At 35.6% G+C, this 14,861-nt stretch carries 19 protein-coding genes; 10 read left to right on the top strand and 9 right to left on the bottom strand.

Annotation, left to right across the window (positions count from 1 at the left end; genetic code table 11):
• Positions 1-85: 85 nt before the first annotated feature.
• Positions 86-655, bottom strand: a complete 570-nt coding sequence (locus D7I46_RS00340) for a thymidine kinase (protein WP_120771062.1) — start codon at positions 653-655, stop codon at positions 86-88.
• 141 nt (positions 656-796) lie between these two features.
• Here D7I46_RS00340 and D7I46_RS13755 point away from each other — a divergent pair, with 141 nt between their 5' ends.
• Positions 797-967, top strand: a complete 171-nt coding sequence (locus D7I46_RS13755; RefSeq protein ID WP_420844010.1) for a hypothetical protein — start codon at positions 797-799, stop codon at positions 965-967.
• Positions 968-1,055: 88 nt separating this feature from the next.
• Here the strand turns inward: D7I46_RS13755 and D7I46_RS00335 are convergent, their stop codons facing one another.
• A complete protein-coding gene (locus tag D7I46_RS00335) occupies positions 1,056-1,289 on the bottom strand; it encodes a helix-turn-helix domain-containing protein (protein WP_120771061.1) in 234 nt (77 codons plus the stop codon).
• Between the two features lie 174 nt (positions 1,290-1,463).
• Between D7I46_RS00335 and D7I46_RS00330 the strand changes: the two genes are divergently transcribed.
• A complete protein-coding gene (locus tag D7I46_RS00330; RefSeq protein WP_120771060.1) occupies positions 1,464-2,045 on the top strand; it encodes a TetR/AcrR family transcriptional regulator in 582 nt (193 codons plus the stop codon).
• 436 nt (positions 2,046-2,481) lie between these two features.
• Here D7I46_RS00330 and D7I46_RS00325 read toward each other — a convergent pair whose 3' ends face one another.
• The 6 genes from D7I46_RS00325 to D7I46_RS00300 all read right to left on the bottom strand — a co-directional run bounded on the left by D7I46_RS00325 (position 2,482) and on the right by D7I46_RS00300 (position 6,803).
• Positions 2,482-3,426, bottom strand: coding sequence for an endo-beta-N-acetylglucosaminidase H (locus D7I46_RS00325; RefSeq protein ID WP_120771059.1), 945 nt, complete (start codon positions 3,424-3,426; stop codon positions 2,482-2,484).
• 302 nt (positions 3,427-3,728) lie between these two features.
• Positions 3,729-4,088 (bottom strand): DUF1304 domain-containing protein, encoded by a 360-nt coding sequence (locus tag D7I46_RS00320; RefSeq protein ID WP_120771058.1) that lies wholly within the window; start codon positions 4,086-4,088, stop codon positions 3,729-3,731.
• A 2-nt stretch (positions 4,089-4,090) separates the two neighbouring features.
• On the bottom strand, positions 4,091-4,288 hold the full coding sequence (locus D7I46_RS13705; RefSeq protein WP_338033588.1) for a putative quinol monooxygenase: 198 nt from the start codon (positions 4,286-4,288) through the stop codon (positions 4,091-4,093).
• Between the two features lie 70 nt (positions 4,289-4,358).
• Positions 4,359-4,997, bottom strand: coding sequence for a nitroreductase family protein (locus D7I46_RS00310; protein WP_120771057.1), 639 nt, complete (start codon positions 4,995-4,997; stop codon positions 4,359-4,361).
• A gap of 11 nt (positions 4,998-5,008) precedes the next feature.
• A complete protein-coding gene (locus D7I46_RS00305; protein WP_120771056.1) occupies positions 5,009-5,416 on the bottom strand; it encodes a MarR family winged helix-turn-helix transcriptional regulator in 408 nt (135 codons plus the stop codon).
• 226 nt (positions 5,417-5,642) lie between these two features.
• On the bottom strand, positions 5,643-6,803 hold the full coding sequence (locus D7I46_RS00300; RefSeq protein WP_120771055.1) for an MFS transporter: 1,161 nt from the start codon (positions 6,801-6,803) through the stop codon (positions 5,643-5,645).
• A 472-nt stretch (positions 6,804-7,275) separates the two neighbouring features.
• Between D7I46_RS00300 and D7I46_RS00295 the strand changes: the two genes are divergently transcribed.
• The 7 genes from D7I46_RS00295 to D7I46_RS00265 all read left to right on the top strand — a co-directional run bounded on the left by D7I46_RS00295 (position 7,276) and on the right by D7I46_RS00265 (position 13,095).
• Positions 7,276-7,461 (top strand): 2-hydroxymuconate tautomerase, encoded by a 186-nt coding sequence (locus tag D7I46_RS00295; RefSeq protein ID WP_120773238.1) that lies wholly within the window; start codon positions 7,276-7,278, stop codon positions 7,459-7,461.
• Positions 7,462-7,744: 283 nt separating this feature from the next.
• Entirely contained in the window at positions 7,745-8,437 is a 693-nt protein-coding gene (locus tag D7I46_RS00290) for a phosphopantothenate--cysteine ligase (protein ID WP_120771054.1), read from the top strand.
• A gap of 477 nt (positions 8,438-8,914) precedes the next feature.
• The gene (gene coaC / locus D7I46_RS00285) at positions 8,915-9,451 is read left to right on the top strand and encodes a phosphopantothenoylcysteine decarboxylase (protein WP_120771053.1); all 537 of its coding nucleotides are present in this window, start codon (positions 8,915-8,917) and stop codon (positions 9,449-9,451) included.
• A 12-nt stretch (positions 9,452-9,463) separates the two neighbouring features.
• Positions 9,464-10,054, top strand: coding sequence for an ECF transporter S component (locus tag D7I46_RS00280; RefSeq protein ID WP_120771052.1), 591 nt, complete (start codon positions 9,464-9,466; stop codon positions 10,052-10,054).
• Between the two features lie 187 nt (positions 10,055-10,241).
• Positions 10,242-11,003 (top strand): HAD-IIB family hydrolase, encoded by a 762-nt coding sequence (locus D7I46_RS00275; RefSeq protein ID WP_120771051.1) that lies wholly within the window; start codon positions 10,242-10,244, stop codon positions 11,001-11,003.
• 601 nt (positions 11,004-11,604) lie between these two features.
• On the top strand, positions 11,605-12,567 hold the full coding sequence (gene yidC, locus D7I46_RS00270) for a membrane protein insertase YidC (RefSeq protein WP_120771050.1): 963 nt from the start codon (positions 11,605-11,607) through the stop codon (positions 12,565-12,567).
• A gap of 93 nt (positions 12,568-12,660) precedes the next feature.
• Positions 12,661-13,095, top strand: coding sequence for an NUDIX hydrolase (locus D7I46_RS00265; protein WP_120771049.1), 435 nt, complete (start codon positions 12,661-12,663; stop codon positions 13,093-13,095).
• 34 nt (positions 13,096-13,129) lie between these two features.
• On the opposite strand, the gene fabI is transcribed toward D7I46_RS00265, so the two are convergent.
• Complete coding sequence (fabI, locus tag D7I46_RS00260) at positions 13,130-13,882, bottom strand: enoyl-ACP reductase FabI (RefSeq protein ID WP_120771048.1); 753 nt, start codon at positions 13,880-13,882, stop codon at positions 13,130-13,132.
• 501 nt (positions 13,883-14,383) lie between these two features.
• Here fabI and fabZ point away from each other — a divergent pair.
• The gene (fabZ, locus tag D7I46_RS00255) at positions 14,384-14,839 is read left to right on the top strand and encodes a 3-hydroxyacyl-ACP dehydratase FabZ (RefSeq protein WP_120771047.1); all 456 of its coding nucleotides are present in this window, start codon (positions 14,384-14,386) and stop codon (positions 14,837-14,839) included.
• Positions 14,840-14,861: the final 22 nt, after the last annotated feature.

Below are 14,861 nucleotides of genomic sequence, written 5' to 3'. Positions count from 1 at the left end.
TTCAACTATTTTAATTCGTGAAAACCAAAGCATTTATACTTAAATTTTCACTATACCGCAGCTCACTTATTACCAAAATCTATTTTTAAATCTCAGGCTTAAAATAATGTTTCCTGCAAACTGGGATATAGGTTTCATTCCCCCCAATCTGCAACTGCTCTCCCTCATAAACAGGCTTACCATCTATTGTTCGGATTACCATCGTAGCTTTTTTACTGCAATACCAGCAAATCGTCTTAATCTCTTCGATTTTATCCGCCAGCAATAACAAATATTTTGACCCCTCAAAAAGCTCATTACGAAAATCATTTTTCAAGCCAAAAGCCATCACAGGAACATTCAACTCATCAACAACACGCGCAAAATCATAGACATTTTTCTTAGACAAAAACTGTGACTCATCAATCAATACACAATACGGTTTTTCAGCCAACTGCGCAACATAGTCATACACATTCATTTTATCATCAATCGCCACAGCAGAAGCGCTCATCCCAATCCGACTCGCAACTTGCCCAACTCCTGCTCTTGTATCCAAACTTGAAGTCATCAAAAGGACAGGTTTCCCCTGTTCTTCATAGTTATGCGCAACTTTCAGAATTTCAATACTCTTACCCGAATTCATTGTGCCATATCGAAAATAAAACTGTGCCATACGTTACTCACTTTCTCCTTAATGTTCCTAATACTTCCTTTTAGTAGACTGAGGTTCCAAATTCTCCTCAGATGAAAAGTGAGATATCTTATCTCAGAAGATGCTTCTCACCTTGTCATTTTTTACTGAACTTTTACTTCCATTTTTATAGAAATAAAGAGTAAACAGAGCCCTCCTATTATAACATTTATAGCACTTTTTTTCGACCTCAAAAACTGTTTTATAGTCTTATCTTCTATAAAAAGGATTCCACAATATGCGAAGGAAGACCCAAGAGTACGACAAATTTTGTCAAACTATTCGACAATCTAATAATGTTCCCAACAAAATACTAAAGTGTTACGAAAATCAAAAAGACCAGCAATTACTAGCCTATCCATCAATTTCGGTAACAATATTTTTATTCCAATCCCACAAGCCATTCTAAATCAACACCGAAATATCTTGAAATTTCTAGCACTCGCACCCAACTCGGTATTTTGCCTCCACGATAGTTGTGAAGTGAGTTTCGAGGATAACCCAGTTCTCTTTCCACTGCATTAAATGTCTTGCCAGATGCTTTGATACACTCCTCTATCCTACAATAAAACATTGCAGGGTCATAATTTATTTTAAAATCTTGTTCAAAAATCATTTAATTTTTGCTCCTTATCTTTAAATCAATGTAGCTTAAAATTTTCACTACTTATTTTTTAGAATCATGACATCTTGCTCTTGCCCGCTTTGTAGTCTTTAGATTTATTATTCTTTTATATATTTGATATAATAACAATCAAGCTAATATTCATCTAAAGAGGGATTTTTAATAATGGCAAAAGACACTAAACAAATCATTATCCAAACCTTACTCAAGATTGCCGCAGAAAATGGAACTCAAAATATCACCGTAGAGGAAATTTCTCGTCGTTCTGGGATTACTAGAAACACTATCCAAAGCAACTTTAGTAACCAAGGCGTTGCGGGAATCATTGATTATATCAATATCACTATTATTCAAGAAATCAACGAACAAATCTTTAGATTTAACCCTAATGAACTTCCAATTGAAATTTTTATTGATATCGTAATAACAGTGCTATGGCGACATAGAGATGAAGCACATCTGATTTATACTACTCCTCTTCCATTTCTTCCTGCCGACCACACTGTAGAACTTTCCATTGATTGGTTACACGAGCGCTATGAAAAATTGGTAAAAGAACATCATCTTGCCCCTTACTTCTCAGCCGAAGAACTCCTTCGTTTTTATAACATTTTTCTTTATGCTTGCTTTTCACTTTGGCTTTCCGCAAAAACTCCTGTCCCACCTGAAGTATTCAAAGAAAAATTTCTTTATCTCATGAAAACATCCATGAAAGACTTAATTTATAGTGATATTGGACTAAATTAATCTCAAGAGGTAAATCTTTTTTGTGTATATAAAACTAAAACATTGTTATCAATATATGTCATCAAATGACAATAGTATTATAGTTAATATTGATAAATATGGCAAATCGCTGATTTTATTTAATTTTATTGATACATCATCTGTATTTTTGGTAATCAATCTTAGAAATAGATTGTTTCGCTCAATTTATATATTATAATTAGATGGTTTTATTTAATTTCATTACTTTACTTGATAGACTCTCCTTGATAAAATAATCTATACTTACAATAATATTTTGCTCCTAGTTATTGAATAATATAAAAGTGTGAGAAAATCAATTTTGAAAACAATATAAAAAAACTGAGCAAAATGAATTTCGCTCAGTTTTTTGGTTTTATACTAAACTATGATTTACTAGTTATTTTAATCATTTATCAATAAAATAGATTCTCATTTATGGTGCTGGGATAGTAGAACTATATACTGTTTTACGGCCATAAAGCTCTTGTGTTACGGCGGAAATATATGAAGCTGAATTTGTTCCTGAAAGATTATACATTAGGTAAATCCCATATTTTTCTGTTTTAGTTCTGTTTGCTAACTGTACTGCTGTACTTTGATTTACACCTACTTCAACTGCTGCTGCCCCAAGTCGTGAAGCATCCATCCCAACAATTTGTGGTGGCTGCCAGCTACCATAATAGGGATTCCATGAATAATTAACCAACTCACTCATCAATGGATTAGTAGCAGAATTATAAGCTGATGGACCAATATTGTAGAGAGTAATTAATTTATCTGTTCCCAAGCGACTACGTAACGCTTGAAGTAACCAAATGAAAGAAGAATTATTTGGCTGTGCAGTTCCATTTTTACCATATTCTGAGTATTCATCATCAAAATCAACACCGTCTAGATGGTATTGATTAACCACTTGTTCAATTTCTGCGGCAAAAGCGTCTGCACTTTCATAAGTCGTAAAATTTGCAAAACCTGCGCCCTGATGGTTACCTAAAATTGATAGAAGAACTTTTGTACCACGCGCTTGAACTGGACGGATTTGTGTTTCGTATTCGTTTAAAGTTTGTGTGACACGTTCATTTAAAAATAAATAAGGTTTTTTGCTTGTTGTATCGTAGTTAATATTCGCCGCAAAAATGATCCCTATGTCAAAAGCTGGTTTTGTTGTACCTTCCAGTGTGTATTTTCCAACATTATTAAAATCATTATTGTTCACTTCTACATACATGACCGTTTTAGGTGTTCCTTCTGTAGCCGCATGAGCTTTTAAAATGAAAGGAGGTAAAAATAGACTACCAACCAAAATCAGCAAAGTCAGAAGAGCTAGGACGAGAGCATTCTTTTTGTTGAAAAGTCGAGTGTTGGGTATACTGTTCATAAAGTTTCCTTCCTAAAAATGAAATTGTTGGCGTTTACAAGCCCATTCTATCTTTTTTCTCATTAAAAAACAACTATTATTTCATAATTTTTTATTCTTAATGAGTTACATTCTCAATACTTCCTAATTCGTACATCTCTACTCAGAGATACAATACTTTACGTTTTTTTTAGATTAACAAACCTCCCTACTCTCTGAATACAAACTAACACTATCGAACTTCATTTACATATTGGTATCCCTTTGAATAATTTTGGATATTCAAAAAGAGCAAGATTTCTCTTGCTCTTTAAGCTCATACTTTAAACAAAAGACGAAATTAGAGCTAGAATCGCTAATCCTCCTTGAGTGAAAATAATTTTTTTATCAGTCGTTATGCTTCCATAAAGCGCCACTAGGATAATATATACCAGTAATCCTCTTATAATTTCTAAAGAAGCTACTGAAAAAAACAAACCGTAAAGAAGCCCAATACCTAACAGGCCATTGTAAATACCTTGATTTTTAAACAATAAACTAACCGACGGGCGTTCTAACTCCTTTTTATCCATCTTAAAAACTCGACCAGTTGCTTTTGAATCTGTTGCGAAGGTTTCCAAATACATAATATAAAAAAATTCTAATGCAACAAAAATTGTCAGAAGCGTTGTTAAAATTGACATTTCTATTCTCCTTTATCAAAGACTGTGATTTTGGATTTCTTTTCACTATAAGTAGATAGATGTTCAAAAAGTGTTAATAAAAGTGGGTTTTGATTGTGATGCTCAATCATAAAAGAATTATTTTTTTGTTCAATATTCTCATATAAATCATATCGTTGACAACCTTTTTCTTGTCGAGCAGATGAAATCAATAGAGCCATTGCTTTTAAAAATTCAGCTCTTTTTTTCTTTTATATAAAACGAGACATTAATAACTTTCATCTGATTTCTTTACTTAAATGATGTTATTTTACTAGCACTTAGTCGAACTGACTCATAGCCTTCTTCAATTGCTTTTCCGATAGACAAAATCAATACTGGAACATAGCGTGATTTATCTAATCCAAATGTTTCCGCAAGCTGATCACTTTCAAAACCACCAATTGGATTAGTATCATAACCATGAGCACGTGCTACTAGCATCAATTGCATGGCGGCTAGACTAGCATCTATTTTGACCACGTCATTCATTTCGCTTTTTGTGAAACTTTTATAATATGGAATGATTGCCTCTAATTGTTGATTTCTAACTTCTGTCGGCATCTTGCCTTCTTCTACAGCTTGATTATATATTTCTTCCCCAAGTTCATAACAATTTGTATCCCCAAAGATCAATATCATCGCTGAAGAAGTATCATTTTGTCTAGTGTTGAAGCGAATCAATGGCTTTAATTTTTCTTTTTCTTCTCTGCTTTCAATCACGACAAAACGCCACGGCTGCATATTTACTGATGATGGTGCGGCGGTTGCTTCCTGAATTAATTGAAGCATTTCTTCGTGTGAGATTTTAACATTTTCATCATAAAGTCTGATTGATTTTCTTCCAAAAGTAATTTCTGAAAAATCATTATTAATCAATTTTGTTTCCATTTTTTCCTCTTCTATTTCGTTAATTTCATTAGTAGTTGTAATAAACAATTTTCTTCTGCTTCAGTTAAAGTGATATTCAAAGATTGTTCAGCAGAAGGGTGTTCTTTTTCACAATGTGCCAAATCTGCTTTTGCTTTGTCTGTAATTTCTACAAAAACTTCTCGGTTATTATCTTTATTTCTCTCTCTAGTGACGTATTTTTTTTCTTCGAGTATTTTCAAGTGTCTTGTTACCGCAGCACTATCTATTTTGAGCTCTGCTTGTAATTGATTTTGGGAACATCTCCCTTTGGACTTTAAAATCATCATGAGTTCATATCTAGTGATACTAAATCCTGTTGCTTTTTCAAAAGATGATGTCATCTCTTGATTTGCTATTTTTAGCTGATAGAGCAACTTACTCACATCTCTAAGCTTCATATTTCTTCCACCTTTTTTGACTGGTCAATTATTGATTAGTCAATCATATCACTTTTGTATTCCATTGTAAACAAAAAAGTTTTAATAGAATCTAAAAAGAGGATTTTTGAAAAATCCTCTTTTTAGGTGTACTATTATTTTTTTATGTTCTCTACCTTACATAGTGCATAATAATCAAATAGTGTATTCTCTCTTGTTTGGTAAAGTACAAATAAGGTGTTAATAGTTATGCTAGAGCTTTTTTTCTATTCATAAATAGAGATAGAAACCCTGTTCCCAAAAGAATTGCTGCGGAGATATAGTAGGGGAAAAGATGGTTGATATCAAACATATACCCTGCTGCAAGTGGTCCTAAAATATTACCAAAACTTGTAAAAGTTGAGTTTAATCCATTAATCGCTCCTTGCTGCTCACCTGCGTGTTTTGAGAGATACGTTGTGACAGCAGGTCTAAATAAATCAAAAGCAAGGAAAATGATAAATGTTGACAATGCAACAACAAGATTACTCTTAGTAACGGCAATAATCGCAATGAATATTGCACTGACAAAGAAAGTACACTGAATCAAGCCAAGTTCAGTCATTTTATTTACAATTGTATCAAATAAAAAGAGTTGGAAAATCAGCGCAAGAATACCACTCACTGTTATCACCATTGCGATTTCACCTGTTGTAAAACCAAAATTAATGGTTGCCATGATGCTATAAATTGATTCAAAAGCTTGTAAACCAAATGAAGAAATCAAAATGATAATAAATATTGAGGTAAAGGTTGGATTTTTTAATATATTCCAAAATGAACCATGTTTAACCGCTTTATCTGTTTGAATCGGGTGTTCTGGCTCTTTGAGAATAGTTAAAGTTAGAATAAATCCAACGAGAGCCAAAAGTGCCGCGACATAAAATGGAGCACGAATCCCTAAAGTTGCAATAAAGCCACCTGCTCCTGGACCTATAATAAAACCACCACTAATCGCAGCTGATACTAATCCCATTGCTTTAGAACGTTCTGCAATTGTCGTCAAATCTGCAACGTACGCCGTCACAGAGGGCATCACTAGAGCAGCTGCCACTCCACCTAAGCCACGCGAAATATAGAACCCCATTTTAATTTGCGCTAAACCAAATAATAATTCAGAAAAGGAGAAGATAATCATTCCGATTGCGATAAGCTTTTTTCTACCGATTTTATCTGACAAGGCTCCTGCAATTGGCGAAGCAACCAATTGAGCGATAGCAAAAATAGAAATCATCATTCCCATTGTTGTCCCTGAAAAGTTCATCTGTTCTTTTAATTTTGGGAGAACAGGAATGACTAGTCCTGCCCCTAAAAATACTAAAAACAAATTGGAGATGGCTAAATTCATCATTCTTTTTTTGTTCTTCATTGGTTCCTCCTCGTTAATAAGATGTGAGTCAACTACTTTGAGAATGATGAAAAATAAAAAATTGCGCAAGAAAGCGTAGTTCTTTGTACGATTTATCTTTTTTCACTCATTCCAAAGAGGACAAACTTTGTTAAAATAAGACATTCGGAGCGCTTATCACAAGGTAAGCGCTCCGAATTGGGTTAGAAAAAAAGAGATAGCTTTTGCTATTGTCTTTCTTCTAATTTTTATTGCAAAAAAAATAAGAACTATAACTAGTTACTTTTTGTTTGCAGTGCTCAAAACTTGAGCTTCTTATTTTTTTCCTAATTTTCTAATTATACTATAAAATACATTGTTTTACAATAGAATTTTAAAAATAAATGGTTCTGTCAGTACTGACAGAAATGGTGTAAATATTGATTTTATGATAAAATACTTTCATAATAACAGAAAGGCTGATGTGGAACTTTCCACACCAGAACCAAAGTTTATGCCATTTGTCCATGTTGAACTTTTTGAAGGACGCACACTAGCACAAAAAGCCGCTATAGCTAAAGAAATTACGGAATCAATTACTAAGCACGCAGGCGCTCCTGCATCAGCGATAAATGTTATTTTTACTGATTTGCCTGAAGGAACACTTTTTCAAGCGGGTGAAATGCGTAAAAAGAATTAAGAGAAAAGCTGTCAGCTTGATGCGATAACTCATGAACATTGATGCTGCCAGTGAAAATATCTGTCAGTACTGACAGATATTTTTTTTGCATTTTCAGTCAATGAGGTAGGTATGCTTGAAAATTAATTTTTAATGAGATAAAATACAAGTGAGTTCTATAAATGAGATTTTCATTTTCTCGAAATTTTCTGCACTCAAAGTGCTGCGCGATATTAAATCGTTACCTCTGTATATAATGTCGTTCAGTTTTTATAAAAATTAAATATGAAAGTTTAAATATAAAATGAAAGTTCTAATTACTTCTGGTGGAACAACTGAACCTATTGACAGCGTGCGCGGCATCAGTAATTTTGCCACAGGAGGACTTGGCAAATTAACTGCGGAGTGTTTTTTAGAAGATGGACATGAAGTTATTCTTCTTGCTGGTGACAAAGCAGTTTTACCACAAGCAAGCCAAAGGCTAACGATTATCACAATCATGGGTACTGAGAATCTTTACGAGGAAATGAAACGCTGTGTTCCCCTAGTAGATGTGGTCGTTCATAGTATGGCGGTCAGTGATTATCGCCCCCTTTACATGACTGGACTCGAAAATTTTCCGTCAGTGCTGACAGAACGGGATTTGCTTAATTTTCATCCTCATCATGCCAAAAAAATCTCATCAAAATCTAATTATCAAATTATGCTTTTGGAAAAAACACCCAAAATTATTAGTTTTATCAAAACTTGGAAACCTCATGTACTTCTTTTTGGTTTCAAACTGCTTGCAGGAGTAACAGAGCAAGAATTGATTGATGTTGCCAAAGAAAAACTCATCAGTACTCAAGCTGATTTCATCATTGCAAACGACCTTGAAGATATCAAAAACAATCAGCACAAAGCCTTTATTGTAAGTACTGACAGCATAGAGAGGCTCCATACAAAATCTGAAATCGCCGACAAAATTCTGTCAGTGTCAAAAACATACTATAGCTAATCTGTAAAAATCAATAGACCTATTCGGAAACTCTGCTTTTTTGTCGAACTCCACTTTGGTGCTTGGCGTATGTCACTCCGCTTCGCTACGATATCCATTCACTCTATCTCCACTTTATTACGCTGTCGGTTTCACTATCTACGCAACTTCGTTGCTTTGCTGTCCATGCTCGCTATAGTGCTACGTGCTTCGCACGCCGTTCTGCGAACGGTCTATGCAACTTCATTGCTACACGTTTGCTTAGCTGCTAAAGTAGCAAGAGCAAAAGGCAAAGCACCTAGTCACAGTGGCAAGCGACTAGATGAAACAACTAGGATATCCGTAAGCTGATTATGCGCAAACGGCTATCCTATAAAGTCGCAAGGCGAAGTGGCGATTAAATGCTAGGTTCGCCATCAGAAGCAAGTCAAGTTGGTTTCACAACTCCAACAACGAAATGAACATAGTTCAGGATTTCAACTCTAGAAAGGAATGACCATGACAAAAATAACTTTAGCTGTTACAGGCAGTATTGCCGCATACAAGGCTGCTGACCTTGTTTCATTGTTGACAAAGCAAAATCATGAAGTTACTGTACTCATGACTCGCGCTGCCACTCAGTTTATCACTCCTCTGACCCTTCAGGTTCTCTCCAAAAACAAAGTTCATCTTAATGTCATGGACGAGAAACGCCCTGAAGTTGTCAACCATATTGACCTTGCTAAAAACACCGAACTATTTCTTGTTGCACCCGCTACCGCAGACACCATCAGCCGTCTCTCCCAAGGTGCTGCAAATGATATCGTAACAAGTGTCGCACTCGCTTTAGAGCCTAGTGTACCAAAATATCTTGCACCAGCGATGAATACGAAAATGTATCAAAATCCGTTAACGCAACGAAATATTGAGATTCTTAAGAAAATAGATTATAATATTATTCAACCTAAAAAATCTTTACTTGCCTGTGGAGACTTTGGAGAGGGCGCACTTGCTGACCTGCCAGACATCTTAGCAAGCATTGAGCAATCCCTATAAAACGAGGTAAATATGAAAAATTCTAAAGCATCTGACGTTGCGATTCTTGCGATTTTTATCGCAATCATGGTCGTTGTCCAAATCTTAAGCCAGATTGTTTATAGTGTCTGGCCTTTGCCAATTGTTCCTACGCTATTGCACATTCCAGTGATTATCGGCTCAATCGTTCTTGGGAGCAAAAAAGGCGCGTTTCTTGGTTTAGTGATGGGGATTATCAGCGTGGTTAATGCGACTGTAGTCACCTTGCCTTCAAGCTTCATGTTCAGCCCTTTACAACCTATTCCTGGAACGAATCATGGTTCAATTTGGGCTTTAGTTATCGCTATTGTTCCTCGAATTTTAATTGGAGTTTTCCCTTATTACATTTACAAAATGAGTAAAAATCAGTTTGGAGCTGGTCTAGCCGCTTTCGTCGGTACTGCGACGAATACTGTTCTTGTCCTCGGATTTATCTTCTTATTCTTCCGAGCTGTCACTAAACAAACTTTTGGTGCGTTACTCGCTTCTATTATTACTGGAAATTCTATCGCTGAAGTCGTCATCGCAGTCATCTTGACAATGGCAATTGTCCCTGCTTTGCTAAAAGCTAGAGGTAATCAATAATGAAAAAAAACACAGTCTCATTCATAGTTTGACTGTGTTTTTTGTTATAAAAGTGTTATAATGTAAGCGTTGATAAATAAAAAATAAAACGAACGAAAACGACTTGGCTTTGAAAAATAGACTAGCCAGTTTTAGCTGTTTCTCAAAGTCAAGTCAGTCGTTTTTGTACCTTAAAGGAGAAAGACTTATGAAAAAAATCTTAAGTTTCGACATTGACAACACACTCAACGAACCAAAAATGCCAATCTTTCCTGAAATGGCTGAGTTGCTCGCAACATTGTCTCAGAAATATATCATCGCTCCAATTAGTGGGCAAAAATATGACCAGTTTCTGATTCAAATTATCAATAATTTGCCTGAAACTGCAAACTTAGATAATTTTCATTTGTTTGTCGCACAAGGCACACAATACTATGCTCATGAAAATGGTGAATGGAAACAAGTCTTTAATTTCTCATTAACTGATGAACAAGCAAACGCAATCATGGATGCACTTGAAAAAGCAGCCAAAGAGCTTGGACATTGGGATGAGTCAGTGCTTCTTCCAGGCGATGAAATCAATGAAAATCGTGAGTCAATGATTGCCTACTCTGCAATCGGTCAAAAAGCTGGTGTAGAAGCAAAACAAGCTTGGGATCCAGATATGACAAAACGTAACGAAATTGCGAAACTCGCCTCTAAATACGCTCCTGATTTCGAATTTGAGGTTGCAGGTACAACAACAATCAATGGATTTGTTCCAGGACAAAACAAAGAATTTGGTATGAATCATATGATGAAAGAACTCAATGTGACTAAACCTGAAATCCTTTATTTTGGTGATATGACTCAACCTGGTGGTAACGACTATCCTGTTGTGCAAATGGGCATCGAAACAATCACAGTACGTGACTGGCAAGAAACAGCCGCAATTTTGAAAACTGTTATTGCAATGGACGACGAACTTTAACACCTGATTTGTCAGAAACTATTACTGACAAGACTCTTATTAATAAAAAATGAAGCTGTCAGTATGCTGACAGCTTTTTCAGCTCCGCTGACAAAGCTTTTATCCGCCGATTCAATGCTCACGGTAATCGCATTGAACTGACAGCTTTTTGTCAGCTACCTTCGTGATTTTTCGGGCTTTAGTCCTATTGAATTTCAACAAAAAATCAGGTAAAATAGTAAAGTATGTTTAATTTATGAGTAGATGTGTTCAAAAATACTGCTTGTGTTGTGTTCTTTATCTCTTGAAAGAGTAGCTGATGCAGCCATCTCTAATCTTTTCTGAAAATTAGTAAATGTTTCTGCCGTCGATTTCATGATTTCCGCAACTTCGTTGCTACACTATCCACGCTTGCCTCGCTATACGCTGAAGCAACGATATGACACTTAGCCAAGTTGCAGTGACAATTGACTAGATGAAACAACTAGCATATCCCTAAGCCAATAAAGGAGCAATGTCAACTGGCAACTGCAAACCTATTGATTGTATCAGAGCTGTGCTTCACTATTTATGTTTTTTACACTTTACACTCTAGCTCATCTTTATAGAAAGTGAACTTATTTTGAAAAATTCAAAGAAAAAATTAACCTTAGCCGGAATTTCTGTGGCAGCGCTATTGCTTCTATCTGGCTGTGTTCAGACTCATATTGTTAACGGTGTTCGTGTCCCTACTGAAGCCGCTACTCATGGTTTGACCTATAATCTCCTTGTCCGTCCCATGTCTGCCTTTGTTGACCTTTTTGCCCATAATCTGGGAATGGGATATGGCTGGGGAATTATTCTTGTTACCTTGATTATTCGTTTTTTGATTTTGCCTTTAGGTTTAAATCAAGCCTACAAATCAACATATATGCAAGAAAAAACGGCTTATCTTGCACCTGTTTTTGCTCCATTAAATGAACGTTTAAAAGCAGCAACAACTTCCGAAGAAAAAATGGCTGCCCAACAAGCACTCATGAAAGCTCAAAAAGATAATGGGATCAATATGCTTGCCTCGATTGGGTGCTTGCCAATGCTGATACAATGGCCTTTCTTTATCGCACTCTATAATGCCGCTGCCTATACTCAAGGAATTTCAAATGCAACTTTCTTTGGTATCCCTCTTGGTCACCCTAGCATCGTTTTAACCATCATTTCAGGAGCGCTCTACTTCATCCAAACTTGGATTTCAACATTTTCAATGACTCCAGAGCAAAAGAAAACAGGAATGACGATGTTGATTATGAGCCCTGCCATGATTGTTATCTTCAGCTTTATGTCGCCTGCTGGAGTTGCACTCTACTGGGCTGTCGGTGGTTTCGTTATTGTCATCCAACAAGTCATCATTACTTTCATTATGAAGCCTCGAATGCGTCGTAAGATTGACGAAGAGTTTACAAAAAATCCTCCAAAAATCAATGATGAAGGCGTTAAAGATGTCACTCCAACATCTGTTCAAGAAAATTTTAAAGCAATCACTAGCGAAAGAAATGATGAAGAACGCAAAAAAGGCGGACGAAACGCTGGTAAACAAAATCGAAAATGAAAATAATTTCTGTCAGCACACTGACAGAAATTTTTCTTCTTTTAATTTACTGATGAACTTGCTATCAGTGCACTTTCATGCTATATTTGACTCATGAAAACTCTAGGTGCATTTACTGTCGTGAGAAATTCTGACAAACATATTTTGCTCGTCAAACGCCGCGATTTTCCACTCTGGGATTTGCCAGGTGGACGAGTAGAAAAAGGCGAAAATACTGAACAAGCGGCCGTCCGTGAGACCTTTGAAGAAACAGGTTTTGTGATTTCGCTTGAGCAACTGACAGGCATTTACGATAATATTGAACGCGCTGACCGTCAGTATATTTTCACAGGAAAAATCATAAGTGGAACTGCTATAAAATCTGGTCCAGAAACCGCAAAACTTCAGTTTTTCTCCATTCATCATCTGCCCTTTCTCATGGTTCCCCATCGAAAAATGCAAATCAAAAAGAGCTGTCAGCATACTGACAGCCCCATTTTTCAAGAAATCCGTGATAATTGGCTGATAAAATATATAAAAAATCACTGACAGGATATTCTGTCAGTAATTTTCATTATTCTTATTAAGTCAAATGAACACCTTTATCAACATAGATGATGTCCCCAATGATACCAGCAGCAAGAGGACTAACAAGGAAAGCAGCAGTTTGCCCTACTTCTTCGATTGTTACACCAATGCCATCTGCTGTACGGCTATCAGATTCTTTAATCAAATCTTTATATCCTGAAACACCTGACACAGCAAGCGTTTTAATCGCACCAGCAGAAATACCATTTACATGAACACCAATGTGTGCCATTTCAGCAGCAAGATAACGAACTGTAGATTCGAGTGCCGCTTTAGCAATCCCCATGACATTGTAGTTTGGAATCGCACGCACTGAACCCATGTAAGTCAAAGTTACAATACCAGAACCCTTATTAAGCAAAGGTTTTGCAGCTTTGGAAACAGCAAGCAAGCTATAAGCCGAAATATCTTGTGCCAGCGCATAACCGTCACGTGAAATATCCGTGACATTCCCGCCAAGTTCTTCTTTTTTAGAGTAAGCAACAGCATGAACTAAACCATCAATTTTCCCTACACGACTTTCGATTGTTGAAAAAGCACGACGAATTGATTCATCAGAGGCAACATCACATTCAATAAGCAAATCTTCTGGTTCAGCCAATTTTGCCAATTGTTTTTCCATACGTTCATTTTGGAAAGTATAAATTAGTGTAGCACCTTGGTCTTTCAACGCCTTTGCACATCCCCAAGCAATAGATTTATTGTTAGCGACACCCATAACGACAATCTTTTTACCTTCTAAAAACATAAATAAAATAAGTCCTTTTCTTTAATTTAATAATTGAATTCAAAGCACACTCTGATATTTTTATACTAAATTCGCTAAAAACACTCACAGATAGTTTAAAGTTAGTTGAGTATAAACATCAGTCTTTCGCTTAAAAGCCCGTAAAAAAAGATAAAACCTAGAGCCTGCGATTATGCGAAACCATAGATTTTTCTATCTTTCATAGCCTGTAAGTGAGCACTTCTCATATCTTTAATAAAAAAGTTGACACTTTCACAAGAAATTGGTAAGATTAAATGTAAAAGGTTTTGTATATCAAAATACTTGATACATAAAATTTTAACTTAAAAATGCCGAACTGTCAAGTTAGAGTTTCTCAATTCTCTGCTTATATTAGTTCATAACACTTCACATTTATAGAAGCACTCGGTAAGTAAAAAAAATATGTTTAAATATAACAAAATCTATCTTACGTGATATAATTATAAGTATCCATAAATTCGTAAAAGGAAAAAGAATACAATGACAAAACAATATGCCATGACCGCAACTGAAGTGATGGAAGTTATTCCTAATCGCTACCCAATCATGTTTATTGACTACGTTGATGAACTCTCTGAAAATAAAATCATTGCCACAAAAAATGTGACAATTAACGAAGAAGTTTTCAATGGTCATTTTCCAGGCAACCCTACTTTTCCAGGTGTCTTGATTCTTGAATCTCTTGCTCAAGCAGGTTCGATATTAATTCTCAAAAAAGAAGAATTTCAAGGGAAAATGGCTTATATCGGTGGAATTGATAAAGCTAAGTTCCGTCAAAAAGTTGTACCTGGAGATGTTATGAAACTTGAGTTTGAAATTACTAAATTCCGAGGAAAAGTTGGAACCGCTGATGCTGCTGCTTATGTTGATGGTAAAAAAGTAACGACTTGCCAATTTACTTTCATCGTTGACGAAGCTGCTGAACAAACAAAATAATAAAAATGTTACTCAATTGAGT

The organism is Lactococcus allomyrinae (assembly GCF_003627095.1).
Lineage (GTDB): Bacteria > Bacillota > Bacilli > Lactobacillales > Streptococcaceae > Lactococcus > Lactococcus allomyrinae.
Note: the sequence above shows the minus strand (reverse complement) of the source record. Positions and strands in the feature narration are given on the sequence as shown.